Raw genomic sequence first — 21,670 nt, forward strand, 5'->3', positions numbered from 1 at the left:
GCCCTTCAGGGTAAAAGACATGGCCGATGTCACACATCAGATCCCCGAACCCATTCCGATCGATCTAGTCGTCAACGGGGTCAGGCGCACACTCGACCTGGTGCCGTGGACGACGCTCCTGGATGCCCTGCGCGACCATCTGCAGTTGACCGGCACCAAGAAGGGCTGCGATCATGGTCAGTGCGGCGCCTGCACCGTGCTGGTGAACGGACGGCGCGTCAATTCCTGCCTGACACTCGCGGTCATGAAGGACGGCGCCGAGATTACCACTGTCGAAGGCCTCGCCAGCGACGGCACGCTGCATCCCCTGCAACAGGCCTTCATCGACCACGACGCCTTCCAGTGCGGCTATTGCACACCGGGCCAGATTTGTTCGGCGGCCGGCCTCTTGGCCGAAGGTCACGCCAAAGACGCCGACCAGATCCGGGAGCTCATGAGCGGAAATCTCTGCCGCTGCGGCGCCTATCCGAACATCGTCGCCGCCATCCAGCAAGCAATGGGCCGGCCATGAACAACTTCCAGTACTCCCGCGCCGCTGACGTTGCCGATGCGATCCGCCTGCTCACCGCCGATCCCGGCGCCAAACTGATTGCCGGCGGCACCAATCTGATCGACCTGATGAAAGAGAATGTCGAACGCCCTTCCCGGCTGATCGACATTTCCCGCCTGCCGCTGCGAAACGTCGAGGAGACGGACGACGGCGGCCTGCGCATCGGTGCCTTGGTGCCAAACTCGGATCTCGCCTACCATCCGTTGATCGAGCAGCGCTATCCCCTGCTCGCCAGCGCCGTCCTGGCCGGTGCCTCGGCGCAATTGCGCAACATGGCCTCAGTCGGTGGCAATCTGATGCAGCGAACGCGTTGCGGCTACTTCTATGACACGGCCACGCCCTGCAACAAGCGAAGCCCCGGCAGCGGCTGCTCGGCTATCCACGGCCTCAACCGCAACCATGCGATCCTCGGCACGAGCGCCTCCTGCATCGCGACCAATCCCTCCGACATGAGCGTGGCGCTGGCCGCGCTCGGCGCACTCGTGCATATGGCAGGGCCCTCCGGCGCGCGCACAACCGCGCTCACGGATTTCCATCGGCTGCCGGGCGACACACCTCACATCGACACCAATCTCGGCGCGGGCGAGATGATCACCGCGGTCGAGTTGCCGCCGCACGGCTTTTCCCACAACTACAGCTATCTCAAGGTCCGCGACCGGCTCTCTTATGCCTTTGCTCTGGTCTCGGTTGCGGCCGCGCTCGAACTGGACGGCAACACCATCAGCGAGGCGCGCGTGGCGCTTGGCGGCGTGGCGCACAAGCCCTGGCGCAGCCTCGAAGCCGAATCGGCTTTGCGCGGTCAGCCGGCAACAGCGGATCAGTTTTCACGCGCTGCGGATCTGCTGCTCCAGGGAGCCAGCACCTCTTCGCATAATGGCTTCAAGATCGAGCTGGCGCGCCGGACCATCGTGCGGACGTTGACGCAGGCGGCGAGCGCCACGCCGCAATCGCAGGCTCACAAGAAGATCGCGTGAGGGCCCCATGAACGCCTATGTCGGAACGCCAACGTCCCGTGTCGACGGCCGGGCCAAGGTCACCGGAGCAGCGAAATATGCCGGCGAATTCCCGGCCGACGGGCTCCTCCACGGCTTCGTCGTCGAGGCCACCATTCCATGCGGGCGCATTGCCCGCCTCGACACCAGCGAGGCGCTGAAAGTGAAGGGCGTTCTCGACGTGCTCACGCATGCCAAGCGTCCTGCGCTCGCCGACAAGGACGAAGCCTGGAAGGACGAGGTGGCGCCCGAGGGTTCGCCATTCCGTCCCCTCTACGACGACACCATCAAATTCAACGGCCAGCCGATCGCGCTGGTGGTCGCAGAGGATTGGGAAACCGCGAAATTCGCGGCCACACTCGTGCGGGTCGAGTATGAGCAGAACAGTTTTGCGACCGACCTCGAAGGCGAGCGCAGCAATGCCGCCGAAATGGACAAACCACACGAGCCGCGCGGCGATGCCGCAGCGGGCCTTGCCCAAGCTGACGTCCGCCACGACGCGGAGTACGTCATTCCAACCGAGCATCACAACCCGATGGAGCTCTATGCGACCACGGCGGTCTGGGGGGGCAATGGCAAGCTGACGGTCTACGACAAGACGCAGGGCGTCCAGAACGTCCACAAATTTCTCTGCGGCGTGTTCGACCGGAAACCGGAGGACATCCGGGTGATCTCGCCCTATGTCGGCGGCGCCTTCGGCTCGGGCTTGCGGCCGCAATATCAGGTGGTGTTGGCAACGCTTGGCGCACTCGCGCTGAAGCGGTCCGTTCGCGTCGTGCTGACGCGCCAGCAGATGTATGGGCTCGGCTATCGGCCTATGACCATCGAGCGCGTCGCGCTCGGCGCAAGGTCCGACGGCAGGCTCGATGCGGTCACGCACGAGGCCATTGCCGTCACTTCGCGCTACGAGGATTTCGCGCGCAACGACACCGGCTGGGCCGAACAGCTCTACAGCAGCCCGAACAGCCGCTTTTCCCACAAGCTGGTCCACCTTGACGTCTCCACCCCCTGCGACATGCGTGCACCTGGCGCGGCGTCGGGCGTCTGCGCGCTCGAATGCGCGATGGACGAGCTCGCCATAGCGCTCAAGCTCGATCCGATCGAGCTGCGGCTGAAGTGCTACTCAGACCGAGACCAGAGCGAAAACCTGCCCTACAGCAGCAAGCAGCTGCGCGAATGCTACGCCCGCGGTGCGGACGCCTTCGGGTGGAGCAGGCGCAATCCCGCGCCACGCGCGATGCGTGACGGCAAGGAACTGGTCGGCTGGGGCATGGCGACCGGCGTCTGGGAAGCCCTCCAGATGCCGGTTGCAGTCCGCATCGTGCTGACGTCGAACGGCCACGCCGAGGTGTCTTGCGCCGCATCCGACATCGGCACCGGCACCTACACCATCGTGGCGCAGGTTGCGGCCGATGCGCTTGGCCTGCCGATCGAGAACATCAGCGTCCGACTTGCCGACTCCACCCTGCCGCAGGCGCCGGTCGAAGGCGGTTCCTGGATGGCGGCATCGAGCGCGCACGCGGTGCTTGCAGCCGCCGAGGAGGTGCGCAAGGAACTGTTACGCCTGGCCGGGAAAATGCCCGGCTCGCCGCTCGCCGACGCCGGGTTGGCCGATACGGTCCTGATCGACGGCAGCATAGTCAGGTCCAGCGACAGCAGCCGCGCAGTCTCGATCGCCGACGCGATGCGCCATGGCAACATCGAACGCATCGAGAAAGAAAAACTCAACCAGTTCGACGAAGACAAGAAGCACGCGCGCAATACCCATTCCGCGGTGTTCGCCGAGGTGAAAGTGGACGAGCAGCTTGGCGTCATCCGTGTGACCCGGATCGTCAGCGCTGTCGCAGCTGGGCGGATCCTGAACACCAAGACCGGCCGCAGCCAGATCATGGGCGGCGTGGTCTGGGGAATCGGAATGGCTTTGCACGAGGAGACGGTGATGGACCACCGTTTCGGCAGGATCATGAACGCGAATATCGCCGAGTACCACATCCCCGTGAATGCCGACATTCATGACATCGACGTGATCTTCGTTGACGAACCGGACGCGCACATCAACGCGCTCGGCGTCAAGGGGCTGGGCGAGATCGGCATCGTCGGCGTCCCTGCCGCGATCGCAAACGCCGTCTACCACGCCACCGGCAAGCGCATCCGCCGCTTTCCGATCACGCTGGACAAGCTGCTCGACTGAGGCGACGGGTCGGAGGAAGGCAACAGCTCGAGGGTGTCGACGATCCTGCCGATCAAGGTGCTCGCAGGCCGCATCGCTGCCCGCTGTGGTCTTTGTCTGCCGTCGCCTTATCGGCATCGGCGGGAGCGCAGGACTGCCGGCACCGGCCCGGGCCGCCTGGCATCAGGACGGAAAGTCAGCCGGTCTGACCTGGATGCGGTCGGCATGCAGCGACCAGTGATGCAACGCCTGATCCTTGCAGAATTTTGCCTTCGCCCGCTCCGTGGCTTCGTTCTCGTTGGTGGCGTCGATCTCGAGCGTGCCCTGGCACACCTCGATCTGCCGGCCGTACTCTCCGAGCACGTCCTTCATGAAGCTGATGACATAAGTTGACATGGGACCTCCTGCCTGCCCCGGCGGCACTCTAATCCCATTTAGCCCGAACCGGGGAAGGAGATTTTGACGCGGATCAAAAGTCAGGAGGTTGCGGTTCCCCTTGCTCCGTCATTCCGGGGCGGCTCGAAGAGCCGAACCTGGAGTCTCGAGATTCCGGGTTCGATGCACCGCATCGCCCCGGAATGACAAAGGAGAGAGCTACCCCGGCATCACGCCAAAGGCCTGCTTGAAGCGCTCTGCATAGCGCGGCCAGACCTCGGGATTGATGATGCGCGGCGGGCGCTTGCCGTCGAGCGTGTCCAGCACCTGCTCGGCGGCGATGCGCCCCATGTTCTGGCGCGCCTCGATCGTGACGCCTGCGGTATGGGGGCTCGCCAGCACGTTGTCGAACTGGAGCAGCGGATGCTCCGGCGGCGGCGGCTCCCTGGACCAGACGTCGAGGCCGGCACCGGCGATGCGCTTGTCGCGCAACGCCTGGAGCAGCGCGTCCTCGTCGTGGATGAAGCCGCGCGCCGTGGTGATGAAGTACGCATGCGGCTGCATCAGCGCAAACTCGCGCACGCTGATCATGTTGCGGCTGCCCTTGTTGAGCGGACAGGAGATCGAGACGAAATCGGCGCGGCGCAGCAGCTCGTCGAGTTCGACCTTCTCGCCGCCCCGCTCGGTCATCGCCTCGGCCGACAAATACGGGTCATAGGCCAGCACCTTCATGCCGAGCAGGCCCTTGCACAGTGCGGCAATGCGGCGGCCGACATTGCCGAGGCCGACGATGCCGACGGTCTTGTGTTCGACCTCGTTGCCGACGAGCTCGTTGCGGTTGACGTCGCGCTCGCGGCGCAGGCGCCGGTCGGACTGGATGATGCGCTTGGACAGCGTCAGCATCATCGCCAGCGCATGCTCGGCGACAGAATGGGCGTTGCCGCCGGACTGGTTGACGACCAGCACGCCCGCATCGGTGCAGGCCTCGACGTCGACGGGGTCGAAGCCCGCGCCATTGCTGGAGACGAGCAGCAGGTTCGGCGTGCGCTTCAGGAAGGTGGCATCGATGTGGAAATGCGACGCGAGCTCGTCGCGGGCCGCGCCGATCTGGTAGACATGGGCAGCGCCCAGGATCGGCGCGTAAAAGTCTTCGGGGCTCTCGTTTTCGATACGATCCAGCCGGACGTCAGCCCGCGCCTTCAGGATGTCGATATAGATCGGATTGGCCAGATACTTGACGTAAAAGACTCGCTTGCTGTTGACGGACATCAAAATCCTTCCGGCTCTCTCGAAGGAGATCCGCAAGGTCAGCGCAATGCACGCCCGTCCATGCCTCCTCCCGTTTTTTCATTGCCGTCATCTATGACATGGCGGTGCCGGCCACGGCAGGCCGTCTGGCGCAGATCACGGTGCCGGCCCGGACATGTTGACAATCCCGCCCGCCGCGTCAAGTTCGGCAGACCGCCGCGGCGGCCAAGACGACGCCTAAGACAATGGCAAAGACCAAGAAGCATGCGCGGCCGAAGGGAGAACGCAATGGCGATTGCGGAACAGCAGACCTCGCCCGAGGCAACACAAAGCTCCAGCGACAAGAGCTGGCACGGCATTGTCCTGCAAACCCTGAAGCGGAACGAGATCAGCCTCGTCCCTTACGTGCCTGACCGGGTGCTGACGCCGCTGATCAAGAACCTGCATGCCGATCCCTTCTTCACCACCTTCGCCACCGCGCGCGAGGAGGAAGCCGTCGGCATCGTCTCGGGCGCCTGGATGGGCGGACGTCGCGGCGCGGTGCTGATGCAGACCTCCGGTTTTGCCACGCTCGCCAATGTGCTGGCCTCGCTCGCGGTGCCCTACCAGATCCCGCTGATCATGTTTGTGTCCGAGCGCGGCACACTTGGCGAGTTCAATTACGGGCAATCGCTGGTCTGCCGGACCATGCGCCCGGTGCTGGATTCACTCGCGCTGGAGCACCACACCATCACCCGGCTCGACGAACTCGAATTCATCGCCGACCGGTCGATCAAGCAGGCCGTCACCACGCAAGCGCCGGTCGCGCTGATCCTCAACCCGCTGCTCACCGGCGGCAAGGTTTTCGACAAGTGAGGCCGGCCAAATGAATAAAGACCTGGACAACCGCAACACCAAGATGATGAACCGCTTCGATGTCACCTCGCGCCTGATCGCGAAGCTTGAGCACGAGGAGGCCGTGATCGGCGGCATCGGCAACACCAATTTCGATCTCTGGGCCGCCGGCCATCGCCCGCAGAATTTCTACATGCTCGGCAGCATGGGCCTCGCCTTCCCGATCGCGCTCGGCGTCGCGCTGGCGCAGCCCGATCGCCGCGTCTTCGCGCTCGAAGGCGACGGCTCGCTGTTGATGCAGCTCGGTGCGCTCTCGACCATCGCGATGTTGAAGCCGAAGAACCTCATCATGATCGTGATGGACAACGGCATCTACCAGATTACCGGCGCGCAGCCGACGCCGGCAGCACACGTCGCCGACATCGTCGCGATCGCTGCCGGCTCGGGGCTCGCCAACAGCGCCTGGGCCGCGGACGAGGAGGATTTCGAGCGGCTGGTCGACGAGGCCATGTCCGCCTCCGAGCCGAGCCTGATCGCGGTCCGTATCGACGACAAGCCGGGCGTCGGCACCACCCGGCGCGATCCGGTGCAGATCCGGGAACGTTTCATGCACGGCCTCGGCGTGCGCGAGCCACTTTAACGTCTCGTCATTAACTACACAGCGATCTGATCCCGCCCCCGTTACAGGCCCTTGCAAATCCGTGCTATCTGCACTGGATGACCATTTTTGCTCGCATTTTTGCCTGGCTGCTCGCGGCCGCCGTCACTTTCGCAACCCTCGGCCCGCCCGGCCTGCGGCCCCATTCCGAGCTCGGGCAGGACGGCGAGCATGCACTCGCCTTCATTCTGGTGGGACTGGCCTTCGGCCTCGCCTACGGCGACCGTCGCCGGGCCGTCGCCGCCCTCGCGGTGGTCTTCATCGGGGTGCTTGAGCTGATGCAGTTCTGGGCGCCGGGACGGCATGCACGGCTGGAAGATTTTTTGGTCGACGCCGGCACCGCCTGCATCGGCTTTGCGCTCGCCGCCGTCGCCGATTGGGTCGTGACCCGGTTTCGCGCCAATTCGGTCCTGACGAGCGAAGGCCCCGCGGAGTGACGCTCCGCAGGGCCGGCTCTTCGAGAGTCTTTACCCTCTTCTCGATCAGTCGATGATCTTGACAACGCGGCGCGTGCGCGGTTCGACGATGACGCGGCGATCGTTCACGACCGCGTAGCGATACTCCGTGTAGTTCGGCACGGGGCGCAGCACCACGGTCGGCGGCAGCGGCTCGCCGACCACGACGCGCTCGTGGATCACGACGGAATCGTCGCGCGGAATTCCGCCCAGCACCGCATTCGGAATTTCGAGGCCGGCGCCGACGGCCGCACCGACAGTGCCGCCGACCATCGCGCCGACCGGGCCACCGATGTCGCCACCCGCGCGCGCGCCGTCCGCCGCGCCCTGGGCGGTCGTCGACTGAGCAAAGGCTGCACTCGACGCCAGCAGCGACGCGGCAGCCAACGAAATCGCAAGACGGGTTTTCATGTGCTCATGTCTCCAATGATTGCTGTACGCCTTCAACCGCGGCGCCGGACCATTGTTCCGGTTCCGCCACGCCGAAAGGCACGTCACGACACTGGAAATCCTTACCGCGTAACAGTTCCGGCCGCGGCGATCTCGTGCCCCGCCATCAGTTCCAGCGCCCGCACCATCGCCGAGTGATCCCAGCCTTTGCCGCCATGCGCGGTGCAGGCTGAGAACAACTGCTGTGCCACCGCCGTGCTCGGCAACGACAGGCCGAGCGCGCGTGCACCTTCAAGCGCGAGGTTGAGATCCTTCTGGTGCAGCTCGATGCGAAACCCCGGATCGAAATTCCGCTTCACCATGCGCTCGCCATGCACTTCCAGAATCCGTGACGAGGCAAAGCCCCCCATCAGCGCCTGCCGCACCAGCGCGGGATCGGCGCCCGCTTTCGACGCGAACAGCAGCGCCTCGCTCACCGCTTCGATCGTGAGCGCGACGATGATCTGGTTGGCCACCTTCGTAGTCTGCCCGTCGCCATTGGCGCCCACGCGGGTGACGTTCTTGCCCATCCTGTCGAAGATCGGCTTCATGGTGTTGAAGGCGCGCTCGGGCCCGCCCACCATGATGGTGAGGCTTGCCGCCTTGGCGCCGACCTCGCCGCCCGACACCGGCGCGTCGAGATAGTCGGCGCCCAGCGCCTCGATCTTCCTGGCGAAGTCCTTCGTCGCCAACGGCGAGATCGAGCTCATGTCGACGACGATCTTGCCCTTGGAGATACCGCTCGCAACGCCGTCCTTGCCGAACAGCACGGCCTCCACATGCGGCGTATCCGGCACCATGATGATGAAGACATCCGCCTCCTCCGCGACCTCCCTGGCTGACTTGCAGGCGACGCCGCCGGCCGCGATCAGCTCTGGCGCGACTGGCGCGACATCGTGCAGGAGAACGCGATGGCCTGCCGCAAGCAGATGGCCGGCCATCGGCCGTCCCATGGTGCCAAGCCCGATGAATCCGATGTCGATCATGGTTTGATTTTCTCTCAGTTGTACTGGCTAAATTCATCCACGGGCTCAATGCACCTCTCCCGCATGCGGGAGAGGTCGGCACGCAGTGCCGGGTGAGGGTTCTATCCGCGTTGGGATTGCTTCCGCACATCTCGCGAGCCCCATCGCGGAAGCACCCTCACCCCAGCCCTCTCCCGCAAGCGGGAGAGGGAGCGCACTGCCGTTGTCTCTTCCTCAGGTCTCGAATGTCTGCGCCGCATGCCAGGACAGGCCTTCTAGCGTCGTGGTGCGCGGCTTGTATTCACAGCCGACCCAGCCGCGATAGCCGATCGCGTCGAGGTGGCGGAACAGGAAGGGATAGTTGATCTCGCCGGTGCCGGGTTCGTGGCGGCCGGGATTGTCGGCGAGCTGGATATGCGCGATCTGGGGAAGGTATTCCTGCATGGTGCGGGCGAGATCGCCCTCCATGATCTGCATGTGGTAGATGTCGTACTGGATGAACAGATTGTTCGACCGCACCCCGGAGATGAGCTGCACCGCCTGCTCGGTGCCATTGAGGTAGAAGCCGGGAATATCGAGCGTGTTGATCGGCTCGATCAGGAGCTTGATGTTCTCCCGCGCCAGCGTCGAGGCGGCAAAGCGAAGGTTGCCAACCAGCGTCTCGTTTAGCTCGCGCGGATCGGCATCGGGAGGCGCGATACCCACGAGGCAATTGAGCTGCTCGCAATCGAGCGCCTTGGCATAGTCGATGGCACGGAACACGCCGTCGCGAAATTCACCGACGCGACCGGGCAGGATCGCGATGCCGCGCTCGCCCGCCGCCCAGTTGCCCGCCGGCAGATTGTGAAGCACCTGCGTGAGCCCATGGGCATCGAGCTGCTCGCGCAGCAGCGCCTTGTCGAAATCATAGGGGAAGAGATACTCGACCCCGGAAAAACCTGCCGCTTTCGCCGCAGCGAAGCGGTCGGTAAAGCGCATCTCGTTGAAGAGCATGGTGAGGTTGGCGGCAAATTTCGGCATGATGCTGTCCTCCCTATTCCGCCGGCTGAAGCACGCCAGACCGCACGCTTCCGACCTCGTCGAGCGGCAGATCCAGCACCTCCTCGAACTCGACGATGTTGTCGATCTCCGTGCCCATGGCGATGTTGGTGACGCGTTCGAGAATGAACTCGACCACCACAGGCACGCGGTGCTTGGCCATCAATTCGCGCGCGGTCGCAAACGCCGCCTGCGTATCCTTGGGATCGGTGACGCGGATCGCCTTGCAACCAAGGCCTTCGGCGACGGCGACGTGGTCGACGCCGTAGCCGCCGAGCTCGGGTGCGTTGATGTTCTCGAACGAGAGCTGGACGTGATAATCCATGTCGAAACCACGCTGGGCCTGGCGGATCAGACCGAGATAGGAATTGTTCACGACGACGTGGATGTAGGGCAGATTGAACTGCGCTCCGACCGCGAGCTCCTCGATCAGGAACTGGAAGTCGTAATCGCCCGACAGCGCGACGATCTCGCGATCCGGGCATGCCGCACGCACGCCGAGCGCAGCGGGCAGTGTCCAGCCGAGCGGGCCCGCCTGCCCGGCATTGATCCAGTTGCGCGGCTTGTAGACGCCCAAAAACTGCGCGCCAGCGATCTGCGACAGGCCGATCACGGTGACATAGGCGGTGTCGCGGCCGAAGGCCTTGTTCATCTCCTCATAGACGCGCTGCGGCTTGATCGGGACGTTGTCGAAATGGCTCTTGCGCAGCATCGTCTTCTTGCGATCGCGGCAGGCCGCGGGCCACGCCCGGCGCTCGCGCAACCTGCCTGACCGGCGCCACTCCCTGGCGACAGCGACGAAGAGCTCGAGCGCGGCCTTCGCATCCGAGACGATGCCGAGATCCGGATTGAAGACGCGCCCGATCTGGGTCGGCTCGATGTCGACATGTACGAATTTGCGGCCCTTGGTGTAGGTCTCGACCGAGCCGGTATGTCGGTTGGCCCAGCGATTGCCGATGCCGAGCACGAAATCGGACTCGAGCATCGTGGCGTTGCCGTAGCGGTGACTGGTCTGAAGGCCGACCATGCCGGCCATCAGAACGTGGTCGTCGGGGATCGCGCCCCACCCCATCAGGGTCGGCACGACCGGGACGTTGACGATCTCGGCGAACTCCACCAGCAATTCCGATGCATCAGCGTTGATCACGCCGCCGCCGGCCACGATCAGCGGGCGCTCAGCCGCGTTCAGCATCTCCAGCGCCTTCTCGACCTGCTTGCGGGTCGCGGTGGGCTTATAGACCGACAGCGGCTCATAGGTCTCGTCGTCGAACTCGATCTCGGCAAGTTGCACGTCGAGCGGCATATCGATCAGCACCGGCCCAGGCCGGCCAGAGCGCATGACGTGAAAGGCCTGGCTGAACACCCGCGGCACCAGCGCCGGCTCACGCACCGTCACAGCCCATTTCGTCACGGGCTTTGCGATCGACTCGATATCGACGGCCTGGAAATCTTCCTTGTAGAGCCGCGCGCGCGGCGCCTGGCCGGTGATGCAGAGGATCGGAATGGAATCGGCGATCGCCGAATAGAGCCCGGTGATCATGTCGGTACCGGCCGGTCCCGACGTGCCAATGCAGACGCCGATATTGCCGGCCTTGGCCCGCGTATAGCCTTCCGCCATGTGGGAAGCGCCCTCGACATGACGCGCCAGGATATGGCGGATCGAGCCGCGCTTCTTCAGCGCCGAGTAAAGCGGATTGATCGCGGCCCCGGGAACGCCGAAGGCGGTGGAGATGCCCTCCTTCTCCAGAATTCGCACGGCAGCATCGACGGCTCGCATCTTCGCCATATCGGACCTCGCTCGGTTGCATCAGCGAGCGAGATCATCGGACGGGCGAGATGCGATCTCAACGACATCGATTTTATTTTCCACGATGTGGCAGCCGCGGAAAAAGCGCGGCGGTCTCAAGCGGTTAGATCGACATCTGCGTGAAAGCCGATTACTCGAACAGCGGCGCCAGCTCCATCTGCGGCACCAGCACGAGGCCCTTGTCGGTGAGGCGAATTTCCGGAATGACCGATAGCGGAATCAGGTTGAAGCCCATGTAGGGGATGGTGCAGCCGGCCTCCGCCCATTGCTTCTTCAGCACCTTGACCTCTTCGGCGACGTCCGTGACTCGCTTGTCGGACAAGAGTCCCGCGATTGGCAGCGGGACCAGCGCCCTCACCTTGCCCTCGGCGACGACGCAGACGCCGCCCTGTCTCTCCTTGATCGCAGCGATCGCCACCTGCATGTCGCCCTCGTTGGTGCCGGCGATGATGATATTATGGCTGTCGTGCCCGACGCTGGAAGCGACCGCGCCACGCTTCAGGCCGAAGTCCTTCAGCAGGCCATGGGCGACATTGCCGGCGGATTTGCCATGGCGCTCGACCACCGTGACGAAGCACAGGCCGTAGCGCGCAAACAATTCCGGCCAATCCTTCGCGGGTTCGATCTTTACCTTCTCATGGATCAGTGTGATGCCGGGCAGCGCGGTCTTGATCGCATTGACGGTGCAGGCCGCGACCGGCAGCTCCGGCGTGAGCTTGACCTTCTCCGGCAGTTTTACCGTGCCGTACGCCGCCTTCGGATATTGATAGCGCTGCGACAGGGCCTGGTCGAGCCGTGGCGTGATCCTGCCGCGTTCGACCACGAGCTCGCCGCCATACCAGGTGCATTGCGGCTTGAGCTGATCGTCCATCAGCACGAGATCGGCGCGGCGGCCGCCGCCGAGCCCGCCGATGTCGCCGTCCATGCCGAAGCGCGCCGCGCCATGCAGCGAGCCCATCGACCACGCTTGTTCGGGCGACATTCCCGCCTTCACGGCTTCGCGCACCACCCAGTCCAGGCCGAACAGAAGCAGGTCGTCGGCGTCGCGGTCATCGGTGCACACGGCCGTGCGCTTGTGGGATGCGCCGAGCTCGGTGATGGTGCGGATCGCCTGCGGCAGCGAGTGCCAGGGCGTGGTCGGCGGGCCGCCACGCAGGAAAACCCAGACGCCGGCATCGAGCAGGTCGTCGGCGATGTCACGGTCGATCGCCTCATGGGTGTCGGTGACGCCGCTCGCCGCATAGGCCGCGACGAATTCGCGGCCGTAGACGTGACCAGACACCGGACGCCCGCGCTTCAAGGCTGCGGCGAGGATGGCATGGCTGCGCTCGTCGCCCATCGTCACAGGCACAAAATCCATCTTCTCGCCGAGCGCGACGGCTTCGGGCCAGCGGTCGAACAAGCCGGCGATCTTGTCCGGCGTGAGGTCGCCGCCCGCGGTCTCCAGCTCCGCCGACGTGGCCGGAACGGTGCTCGGCACAGTCAGGAAGATCGAGAGCGGCGCCTCGCGGGCGTCCTCCAGCATCGCCTCCACGCCGGCGACATCCATGACGTTGCCGATCTCGTGGCTGTCGCAGAAGATCGTGGTGGTGCCGTTGAGGAGCGCAGCCTCCGCATAGGCACAGGCTGTCACCATGGAGGATTCGATGTGGATGTGCGGATCGACCAGCCCCGGAGCGATGATGCCGCCGGCGGCGTCGTAGAGCGGCACATCGCTCCAAACCTTCTTCGCCGCCCCGGCCGGCTTCACCGCGGCGATGCGGCCGCCCGTGATCCAGACTTCCCGATCGGGATGGATGCGCTCCGAATAGGTCGAGAGCACCCGCGCGCCGGTGACGACGAGATCAGGCGCGAGACGCGCGGAGGCGACATCGGCCAGACGCCGGGTCATCGAGTGCAGCGGTGCGACGACGAAGCGGGTAAGTTTGGTCATCGGGACCCTCGCGTGGGCGTTACGGCCGAGCGATGGTTACGCCCTGCGCCAAGCCGGGCAAGCTCAAATATCTCAAATATAACGGCACGCCCTGCTTACGCCTTAGGCGGCGAGTCGCCTGCCGCCCCTGATCTTGCAGGTCTGCGCGAGTTTCGCCTTGTTGGGGCCGGTGCGGCAGCGGGCTTGACCCGAATCCGCATCGACCTCCCCTTCTGCTCATCGATCTCGAAGGAATTTGTCTTCCGCACGAGATCGCTCAGCTTGCGGAAGCCGAACGTCCGCGGATCGAAATCGGAAGCGAGATTGGCAAGCTGCCGGCCGACTTCCCCCAGAGCGACCCAGCCGTCCTCGCTCTCCATTTGGGTGATGACCTTCTTGATAATGGGGGTCGCTGCATCAGGCGGCTGAAGCGATGTGGACCTCGAGGCGGCATCCTGCGTATTCGCCGTTCCGGCAAGCAGGTTCTCCGTGTAGACGAATCTGCGGCAGGCCTGCCTGAAGCTTTCCGGTGTTTTCTGCTCGCCGAACCCAAAAACGTCGATGCCCTGCTCCCGGATGCGGGCAGCCAGACGGGTAAAGTCGCTGTCGGACGAGACCAGGCAGAAGCCGTCGAACCGGCCGCTGTGAAGCAGGTCCATCGCGTCGATGACCAGCGTGATGTCGGAGGCATTCTTTCCCGTCGTATAGGCGAACTGCTGCTGCGGGATGATGGCGTGTTTGGACAGGATGTCGGCCCAGGCCCTGGATCTGGCGCTGGAGAAGTCGCCATAGATGCGCCGAACGCTGGCCTCGCCGATTTTGGCAATCTCTTCGAACAGTCCGTCCGCGATCTTCGCGGAGGCGTTGTCGGCATCAATCAGAACCGCAAGACGGGGCGAACGGAGCTCGGAAGGCATGGCGGTTCCCCACGACATGGACGCGGCACTGGAAGACAAGTGCGTTGGGACGGCTAGTCCTCGCTCGCCTTGAAGCGCCCCATCCCCTTCAGCACGAATGGGGCCAACAGCGCAACCAGCGCAATGCCGAGCAGCGTCGCCGAGATCGGGCTCTGGACCAGCGTCATGGGATCACCGAGGCTGATCGCGAGCGCGCGGCGCAGCTGGCTCTCGGCGATCGGGCCGAGGATCAGGCCGACGACGACGGGCGCGATCGGAAAATCGAACCGGCGCATCAGAAAGCCGAGCACACCAAAGCCGGCCAGCATCGACAGTTCGACCACCGACGGCTTTGCGGCGATGGTGCCCATCGTCGCGAAGACGAGGATGCCGGCATAGAGCCACGGCTGCGGGATCGCGAGCAGCCGCACCCACAGGCCGACCAGCGGCAGGTTGAGCACCAGCAGCATCGCATTGGCGATGAACAGGCTTGCAATCAGGCCCCACACCAGGTCGGGCCGCTCGGCGAACAGCAGCGGCCCCGGGTTGAGGCCATATTGCTGGAAGCCCGCCAGCATCATCGCGGCCGTTGCCGACGTCGGCAGCCCCAAGGTCAGCAGCGGCACCAGCGTGCCGGCGGCGGAGGCATTGTTGGCGGCTTCCGGTCCCGCAACGCCTTCGATGGCGCCCTTGCCGAATTCTTCCGGATGTTTTGTGAGCCGCTTCTCAGCGGAATAGGAGAGAAAGGTCGGAATCTCGGCGCCGCCCGCGGGCAGCGCGCCGATCGGGAAGCCGAACATGGTGCCGCGCAGCCACGGCTTCCACGACCGCTTCCAGTCTTCTTTTGTCATCCAGAGCGAGCCGCGCACCGGCTCGAGCTTCTCCTCGGTGTGGTGGCGGCGCGATGCGACGTAGAGCGCCTCGCCCACCGCGAACAGGCCAACCGCAAGCGTCGTCACCTCGACGCCGTCGAGCAGTTCGGGGACGCCGAACGCAAGCCGCGCCTGACCAGTCAGCTTGTCGATGCCGATCAGACCGAGCGTCAGGCCAATGAACAGGCTGGTCAGACCGCGGATCGGGGAATCTCCGAAGGTCGCCGACACCGTGACGAAGGCGACGCACATCAGCGCAAAGTAATCCTCTGGGCCAAAGCGCACGGCGAAATCGACCAGCCACGGCGCGAGAAAGGCCAGTCCGATGGTGGCGATGGTGCCGGCGACGAAGGAGCCGATCGCGGATGTCGCAAGCGCCGGCCCGCCGCGGCCGGCCTTGGCCATCTTGTTGCCTTCGAGCGCGGTCGCCATCGAGGCGCTCTCGCCGGGCGTGTTGATCAGGATCGCGGTGGTCGAGCCGCCATACATGCCGCCATAATAGATCCCGGCGAACATGATCAGCGAACCGCCGGGGTCGAGCTTGTAGGTCACCGGCAGCAGCAGCGCGACCGTCAACGCCGGGCCGATGCCGGGCAGCACGCCCACGGCCGTGCCAAGGAACACGCCGATCAGGGCATAGAGCAGATTCATCGGCTCGACGGCGACCGCCATGCCATGCGCCAGCGCGGCAAAGGTGTCCATCACAGCAGCCGCTCCAGGGGGCCGCTCGGAAGGCTCAACGTCAACAGCCGGTCGAACGCGAGATAAATCAGGGTCGACATCACGAGGGCGATCGCGCAATCGACCAGGATGGCGCGGCGCCCAAAGGCCGCCGACGTCGTGACGAACAGCGCAGACGTGGCCAGGATGAAGCCACCGCCGAAGCCGATGACGCCGATCAGCAGCGCAAGTCCAATGAGGATCAAAACCACAGGCACGGGATCAGCGCTCTCTCGCGCCGGCAGGTTGCCGCGCAGCGCGTCGACGAAATTGCCGACCGCGAGCAGCGCCAGGCCGGAGGCGACCAGGACCGGCATGGCTTCCGGCCCCATCCCGTACATCGCGGTGGATTGCAGGCCGCGCGCGTCCCAGACCAGCACCACGGCGATCACCGCGAGCAATACAGCGATGACGATGCCGGCGCGATCGACGCGCCGCGGCGGCTGGACGGGATCGCCTGAGGTCATGACTTGACCAGGCCGACCGATTTCAGCACGTCGGTGACGCGCACGGTCTCCTTCTTCAGGAAGTCGGCGAAGGCGTCGCCGCCGAGATAGGCGTCCTCCCAGCCCTTCTGCTTGAGGATCTCCTTCCAGGCGTCCGACTTCACCATCTTCTCGACCGCATCGCTCAGCGTCTTGCGCTGCTCCGGCGTGATGCCGGGAGGCGCGACCACCGAGCGCCAGTTGGCGATCACGAGATCGATGCCCTGCTCCTTGAAGGTCGGGATGTCGCTGCCTGGGATGCGCTTCTCCGAGGTCACGCCGATCGCGCGCAGCTTGCCGGACTTGATCTGCCCTTCATATTCGCTCAGCCCCGAAATGCCTGCGGTGACCTTGCCGCCGAGGATCGCCGCCAGCGACTCGCCGCCGCCGGAGAACGGAATGTAGTTGATCTTCTTCGCGTCGGCGCCGACGGCACCAGCGAACAACGCCGCCATCACATGGTCGACGCCGCCGGCCGAACCGCCGGCGAAGGTCACTTTGGCGATATCAGCCTTCACCGCGGCGGCCAGATCCTGCGCAGTCTTGATCGGCGAGTTCGCCGGCACCACGATCACCTGGATTTCCTCGGTAAGGCGCGCGATCGGCGTCACCTGCTCGAGCGTCACCGGCGATTTGTTCATGGCGAGCGCGCCCACCATGACGAAGCCGTTGACCATCAACTGGTTGCCGTCGCCCTTGGCGCCATTGACGAACTGCGCGATGCCGATGCTGCCACCCGCGCCGGGAACGTTGGTGACCTGCACGCTGCGCGCGACGCCCGCCGCAACCAGCGCCTGCTGCATCGAGCGCGCAGTCTGGTCCCAGCCACCGCCTGGGGCCGCCGGCGCCATCAGCTTGAGCTCGAGTTGCTGGGCAAAGATCGGTGTAGCTGCCGCAAGGGTCAGCGCGACGGCTGCGCCGACAAGGCGCGTGGGGAATTGAAACATGGGGGCATTCTCCAGGCTCGTGCGGACGCCATTGATTAGCTGCCGCATTGTGTCGTTTGGTCGCATATCAGCCAAAACGGCCGATGCTGTCCAGCGACGGCGCCCAGGTTTCCTGTCAGCGGGACTTCGGCATCACCCCGCCGAGCGCGGCCGTCAGCTCACCGGCAACCTCGCGCACGATTTGGCCGATTTCCGGCAGTCTGTCGTCGGTCAGGCGGCTGGTCATGCCGGAGACGGAAATCGCAGCGAGCGGCTCGGCGCAGTCATTGTAGACCACCGCGGCAATACAGCGCAGGCCCATGCAAGCCTCTTCATCGTCGAGCGCGTAGCCCTGCTTGCGGATCTTCCCGAGCTCCTTGAACAGGTCGCTCGGCCGCACGATCGACTTCTCGGTCAGGCGGGGCATGCCGTGATGGCGGATGACCGCGCCAACGTCCTCGTCCGAATAGGTCGCGAGCACTGCCTTGCCGACGCCTGACGTCACCATGGCGACGCGACCCCCGACCTGGGTCAGCGAGCGCATGATCTCGCGGCTCTCCATGCGGGTCAGCACGATGATGAATTCGTCGTCGACGACGGCGAGATTGGCCGTCTCGCGGGTGAGATCGCGCAGCTTGCGCAAATAGGGAATGGCCTGGGTGCTGAAATTGCGCCGCCGCGCAAAGCTCGCGCCCACCGTGAAGCTGCGCACGCCGACGTGCCATTTGGATTCGGCACGGTCGAATTGCACGAAGCGGCGGCTTTCCAATGTCGCGAGCAGGCGGTGCACTGTCGAGGCGGAGAGCCCGGTGCGAACGGCGAGGTCGCTGAGGCGATAGCCTCCGTCATCCTCCGCCAGCGTTTCGAGGATCGACAGCGCGCGGTCGACGGACTGCACGCCGCCGTCGCGCGCGTCTTGGTCGGCCTCCGATGGAGACCGAGGCTCGAGCGGTTTGCGCCGGATCACGTTCTTGCTCATCGCGACCTGCATTTGCCTTTCCTCCCCTCTCCCCGCTTGCGGGGAGAGGGTCAGGGTGAGGGGGAGCCTCCGCGGGGACGGTGACAGTCAGACTCGCGGAAGCTCCCCCTCACCCGAATTCGAGCATTGCTCGAATTCGGCCTCTCCCCGCACGCGGGGAGAGGCGAACGCAAGCTCAGAGCAGCCCTGCTCCGCGCGCCCACTTGTACTTGGCGCCCAGGACCTCGACCGGCAACTCGGTCGAGTAGGCATAGGCCGGGATGCCGTTCTGATAGAGATATTCGGCGGCTTCCTCGACTTCGACGTCGCCGGCGAGCGAGGCCACGATCGGTTTCACGAAGCCCTTGGCCTCCATCTCCTTCTTCACCTCGACCATGTTGCGGGCGAACACCATCGGCGGCGTGACGATGGTGTGCCAGTAGCCGAGGATCAGCGAATGGATGCGCTCGTCGGACAGGCCGAGCTTCACCGTGTTGACGTAGGTGATCGGCGGCTCGCCGCCGGTGATATCCACAGGATTTCCGGCCGCGCCGAACGGCGGGATGAACTTGCGGAAGGCCGCATCCAGATCCGGCGGCATCGACATCAGCGACAGACCGTTGTCGACGCAGGAGTCCGACAGCAGCACGCCCGAGCCGCCGGCACCCGTGATGATCAGCACGTTCTCGCCCTTCGGCGTCGGCAGCACCGGCACGCCGCGGGCGAATTCGAGCAGTTGGCGAAGCGAGCGAGCGCGGATCACGCCGGACTGCGCCAGAACGTCCTCGTAGATCTTGTCGTTGCCGGCGAGCGCGCCGGTGTGCGAGGAGGCCGCCTTCGCACCGGCCGAGGTGCGGCCGGCCTTGAGCACGACGACCGGCTTCTTCTTGGAGACGCGCTTTGCCGCTTCCGCAAAAGCGCGGCCGTCCTTGAGGTCTTCGCAGTGCTGCGCGATCAGGTTCGTGTTCGGGTCCTGCTCGAAGAAGGCGAGCAGATCGTCCTCGTCGATATCGGACTTGTTGCCGAGGCCGACGATCGCCGACACGCCCATCTTCGCGGAGCGCGAAAAACCGATGATGGCCATGCCGATGCCGCCCGACTGCGACGACAGCGCCGCGTGGCCCTTGACGTCGTAAGCCGTGCAGAAGGTCGCGCAGAGATTGGCCGGGGTGTAATAGAAGCCGTAGATGTTCGGCCCCATCAGGCGGATGTCGTACTTCTTGCCGACCTCGACGATCTCGGCCTGCAATTCCGGCGCACCGGCTTCAGCAAAGCCCGACGGGATCAGCACTGCGCCCGGGATTTTCTTCTCACCGCATTCGGTGAGCGCCGCGGCCACGAACTTCGCGGGGATCGCGAACACGGCAGTGTCGATCACACCCGGCACGTCCTTGACGCTCTTGTAGGCTTTGTAGCCAAGGATCTCGGCGGCCTTGGGATGGATCGGATAGATATCGCCCTTGTAGCCGCCGTTGATGAGGTTCTTCATCACGGAGTTGCCGATCTTGCCGTCTTCGGCGGAAGCCCCGACCACGGCGACCGCCTTGGGCTGCATGATGCGGCTCATGGCCGCGACGATCTCTTCGGTCGGGCGCGGCTTCGGCTTGGGCTTGTAGGCGAAGTCGACGACGATGCGGACGTCGGCGGCGATCGCGTCCCTGGCCGTCGCGAACACCGGGTTGAGGTCGAGCTCGACCATTTCGGGGAAATCGGTGACGAGCTGCGAGACCTTGACAATGACATCGGCGAGCGCGTTGCGGTTCACCGGCTTGCCGCCGCGCACGCCCTTCAAGATCTCATGCGCCTGGATGCCGTCGAGCATCGACAGCGCGTCTTCCTTGGTCGCGGGCGCGAGGCGGAACGTGATGTCCTTCAACACCTCGACCAGCACGCCGCCGAGGCCGAAGGCGACCAGCTTGCCGAACGAGCCGTCGGTGATCGAGCCGACGATGACTTCGGTGCCGCCGGCCAGCATCTGCTGCACCTGGACGCCCTCGATCTTGGCATCGGCCTTATATTTCTTTGCGTTGGACAGAATGGTCTCGTAGGCCCTCTCGGCATCCTCGGCCGTCTTGAGGCCCACGATGACGCCGCCGGCTTCGGTCTTGTGGAGAATGTCCGGCGAGACGATCTTCATGACCACCGGGAAGCCCATCGAGGACGCCATCTTGCCGGCTTCGCCCGCCGACTTCGCCACGCCTTCCTTCGGCACCGGAATGCCGTAGGCGTCACAGACCAGCTTGCCCTCCGGCGCCGTCAGGCTGGTGCGGTTGTCCGCCTTGACCTGGTCGAGCACTTTGCGGACGGCATCTTTGGAATTGGACATGTGGCTTCTCCCATGACTCGGTTCGTTCTTTTCAAAGCGCGCGCGTGTTGCGGCTGCTAGTGATGCCTTGCCATTCGCGGCGCTCTGTTCCACGTCGCGGAACGGAGTGGCACAAAGCCGACATTAATCCGCGGTTTTGGATCGAAAATGGCTGGCGATGGCATTTGGTATGCCAGAAGCCAACTTGTCAAGCTGCTGCATGGCTTAGAACGCTGCAAAAAATAGGCAGCTTGACATCCTGGCATTTGGTATGCCAAAAACTTTCCCGTTAATAATCCTGTAAAAGACGACTCCCACCTGGAGGAGATTCGTCGTGTCACTGCGGAAACCAACCAAGGCGTTGCCGAACATGGCCGAGGCAGATATCGCAATCGTTCGTATTGCCCCGGAGAGCAGCTTCAAGAACAAGGCGTATGACGCCTTGAAGCAAGCCATCCTCAAGATGGACATCTACTCGACGCCCGAGCCGGTGATGCTCGACGAGCGCGCACTGTCCGAACGCCTGGGTGTGAGCCGCACGCCGATCCGCGAAGCCATCGCGATGCTCGAGCAGGACGGTTTTGTGAAGACGGTTCCGCGCCGCGGCATCATGGTGGTGCGCCGGACCAAGAACGAGATCGTCGACATGATCCGGGCCTGGGCGGCGCTGGAGAGCATGGCGGCCCGCCTCATCACCACCACCGCCCGCAAGAAAGACATCACGGCGCTGCGCGACTTCTTCAAGGACTTTGGCAAGGACCGCCTGCCCGAGGATCACGTCGAGGAATATTCGCGCGCCAACATCGCCTTCCACCAGGCGCTGATCTCGCTGTCGGAATCGCCCGTGCTGGTCGATCTCACCAACGACCTGCTGCTGCACGTGCGCGGCTACCGGCAACTGACCATCGGACGGAAGGACCGCACCGCGACCTCTCTGCCCGAGCATCTCGGCATGATCGAAGCCCTCGAAGCGCGCGATACCGAACTCGCCGAGAAGCGGGCCCGCGACCACACGCTTGGCCTTGCCGCTTACGTCGAAGCGCATGGTCAGGAACTCTTTTAACTAGCAACGTTC

The 21,670-nt window shown here is 64.6% G+C and carries 20 protein-coding genes; 7 read left to right on the forward strand and 13 right to left on the reverse strand.

Features of this window, described 5'->3' with window-relative positions; genetic code table 11:
• The first annotated feature begins 19 nt into the window (after positions 1–19).
• Genes IVA80_RS02370 through IVA80_RS02380 form a run of 3 tightly spaced genes read left to right on the forward strand, consistent with a single transcriptional unit; the run spans position 20 to position 3,733 of the window.
• Complete coding sequence (locus IVA80_RS02370; RefSeq protein WP_247425269.1) at positions 20–511, forward strand: (2Fe-2S)-binding protein; 492 nt, start codon at positions 20–22, stop codon at positions 509–511.
• Entirely contained in the window at positions 508–1,524 is a 1,017-nt protein-coding gene (locus IVA80_RS02375; protein WP_247425270.1) for a xanthine dehydrogenase family protein subunit M, read from the forward strand. The genes IVA80_RS02370 and IVA80_RS02375 overlap by 4 nt, the downstream gene beginning before the upstream one ends.
• A gap of 7 nt (positions 1,525–1,531) precedes the next feature.
• Positions 1,532–3,733 carry a xanthine dehydrogenase family protein molybdopterin-binding subunit gene (locus tag IVA80_RS02380; RefSeq protein WP_247425271.1) on the forward strand — a complete coding sequence of 734 codons (2,202 nt, stop codon included), beginning with the start codon at positions 1,532–1,534 and terminating at the stop codon, positions 3,731–3,733.
• A gap of 162 nt (positions 3,734–3,895) precedes the next feature.
• Here IVA80_RS02380 and IVA80_RS02385 read toward each other — a convergent pair whose 3' ends face one another.
• Positions 3,896–4,108: a hypothetical protein gene (locus tag IVA80_RS02385; RefSeq protein WP_247425272.1), complete on the reverse strand. Its 213-nt coding sequence runs from the start codon at positions 4,106–4,108 to the stop codon at positions 3,896–3,898.
• A 198-nt stretch (positions 4,109–4,306) separates the two neighbouring features.
• Positions 4,307–5,356 (reverse strand): hydroxyacid dehydrogenase, encoded by a 1,050-nt coding sequence (locus IVA80_RS02390; protein WP_247425273.1) that lies wholly within the window; start codon positions 5,354–5,356, stop codon positions 4,307–4,309.
• A gap of 267 nt (positions 5,357–5,623) precedes the next feature.
• Between IVA80_RS02390 and IVA80_RS02395 the strand changes: the two genes are divergently transcribed.
• The 3 genes from IVA80_RS02395 (at position 5,624) to IVA80_RS02405 (ending at position 7,264) form a co-directional block, all read left to right on the forward strand.
• On the forward strand, positions 5,624–6,190 hold the full coding sequence (locus IVA80_RS02395) for a thiamine pyrophosphate-binding protein (RefSeq protein ID WP_247425275.1): 567 nt from the start codon (positions 5,624–5,626) through the stop codon (positions 6,188–6,190).
• 10 nt (positions 6,191–6,200) lie between these two features.
• Positions 6,201–6,809, forward strand: coding sequence for a thiamine pyrophosphate-dependent enzyme (locus IVA80_RS02400; protein WP_247425277.1), 609 nt, complete (start codon positions 6,201–6,203; stop codon positions 6,807–6,809).
• Positions 6,810–6,886: 77 nt separating this feature from the next.
• Positions 6,887–7,264 carry a VanZ family protein gene (locus IVA80_RS02405; RefSeq protein WP_247425278.1) on the forward strand — a complete coding sequence of 126 codons (378 nt, stop codon included), beginning with the start codon at positions 6,887–6,889 and terminating at the stop codon, positions 7,262–7,264.
• A 45-nt stretch (positions 7,265–7,309) separates the two neighbouring features.
• Here IVA80_RS02405 and IVA80_RS02410 read toward each other — a convergent pair whose 3' ends face one another.
• The 11 genes from IVA80_RS02410 to IVA80_RS02460 all read right to left on the reverse strand — a co-directional run bounded on the left by IVA80_RS02410 (position 7,310) and on the right by IVA80_RS02460 (position 20,616).
• Entirely contained in the window at positions 7,310–7,693 is a 384-nt protein-coding gene (locus tag IVA80_RS02410; RefSeq protein WP_247425280.1) for a DUF1236 domain-containing protein, read from the reverse strand.
• Between the two features lie 101 nt (positions 7,694–7,794).
• Positions 7,795–8,697: a 2-hydroxy-3-oxopropionate reductase gene (locus tag IVA80_RS02415; protein ID WP_247425282.1), complete on the reverse strand. Its 903-nt coding sequence runs from the start codon at positions 8,695–8,697 to the stop codon at positions 7,795–7,797.
• Between the two features lie 213 nt (positions 8,698–8,910).
• Complete coding sequence (gene hyi, locus IVA80_RS02420) at positions 8,911–9,696, reverse strand: hydroxypyruvate isomerase (RefSeq protein WP_247425284.1); 786 nt, start codon at positions 9,694–9,696, stop codon at positions 8,911–8,913.
• Positions 9,697–9,709: 13 nt separating this feature from the next.
• The gene (gene gcl, locus IVA80_RS02425) at positions 9,710–11,500 is read right to left on the reverse strand and encodes a glyoxylate carboligase (protein ID WP_247425286.1); all 1,791 of its coding nucleotides are present in this window, start codon (positions 11,498–11,500) and stop codon (positions 9,710–9,712) included.
• A 151-nt stretch (positions 11,501–11,651) separates the two neighbouring features.
• Positions 11,652–13,454: an adenine deaminase C-terminal domain-containing protein gene (locus IVA80_RS02430; RefSeq protein WP_247425288.1), complete on the reverse strand. Its 1,803-nt coding sequence runs from the start codon at positions 13,452–13,454 to the stop codon at positions 11,652–11,654.
• Positions 13,455–13,549: 95 nt separating this feature from the next.
• A complete protein-coding gene (locus tag IVA80_RS02435) occupies positions 13,550–14,350 on the reverse strand; it encodes an NYN domain-containing protein (protein WP_247425290.1) in 801 nt (266 codons plus the stop codon).
• Between the two features lie 53 nt (positions 14,351–14,403).
• Positions 14,404–15,903: a tripartite tricarboxylate transporter permease gene (locus IVA80_RS02440; RefSeq protein ID WP_247425292.1), complete on the reverse strand. Its 1,500-nt coding sequence runs from the start codon at positions 15,901–15,903 to the stop codon at positions 14,404–14,406.
• The gene (locus IVA80_RS02445) at positions 15,903–16,388 is read right to left on the reverse strand and encodes a tripartite tricarboxylate transporter TctB family protein (RefSeq protein WP_247425293.1); all 486 of its coding nucleotides are present in this window, start codon (positions 16,386–16,388) and stop codon (positions 15,903–15,905) included. Before IVA80_RS02445 ends, IVA80_RS02440 begins: the two co-directional genes overlap by 1 nt.
• Positions 16,385–17,353 carry a tripartite tricarboxylate transporter substrate binding protein gene (locus tag IVA80_RS02450; RefSeq protein WP_247425295.1) on the reverse strand — a complete coding sequence of 323 codons (969 nt, stop codon included), beginning with the start codon at positions 17,351–17,353 and terminating at the stop codon, positions 16,385–16,387. Before IVA80_RS02450 ends, IVA80_RS02445 begins: the two co-directional genes overlap by 4 nt.
• A 115-nt stretch (positions 17,354–17,468) precedes the next feature.
• Entirely contained in the window at positions 17,469–18,311 is an 843-nt protein-coding gene (locus tag IVA80_RS02455; protein WP_247425484.1) for an IclR family transcriptional regulator C-terminal domain-containing protein, read from the reverse strand.
• Positions 18,312–18,486: 175 nt separating this feature from the next.
• Positions 18,487–20,616, reverse strand: a complete 2,130-nt coding sequence (locus IVA80_RS02460) for an acetate--CoA ligase family protein (protein WP_247425297.1) — start codon at positions 20,614–20,616, stop codon at positions 18,487–18,489.
• A 349-nt stretch (positions 20,617–20,965) separates the two neighbouring features.
• On the opposite strand from IVA80_RS02460, the gene IVA80_RS02465 reads away from it, so the two are divergent.
• Entirely contained in the window at positions 20,966–21,658 is a 693-nt protein-coding gene (locus IVA80_RS02465) for a GntR family transcriptional regulator (RefSeq protein ID WP_247425485.1), read from the forward strand.
• Positions 21,659–21,670 lie beyond the last annotated feature (12 nt).

This window comes from Bradyrhizobium sp. 139 (genome assembly GCF_023074175.1).
Classification (GTDB): domain Bacteria; phylum Pseudomonadota; class Alphaproteobacteria; order Rhizobiales; family Xanthobacteraceae; genus Bradyrhizobium.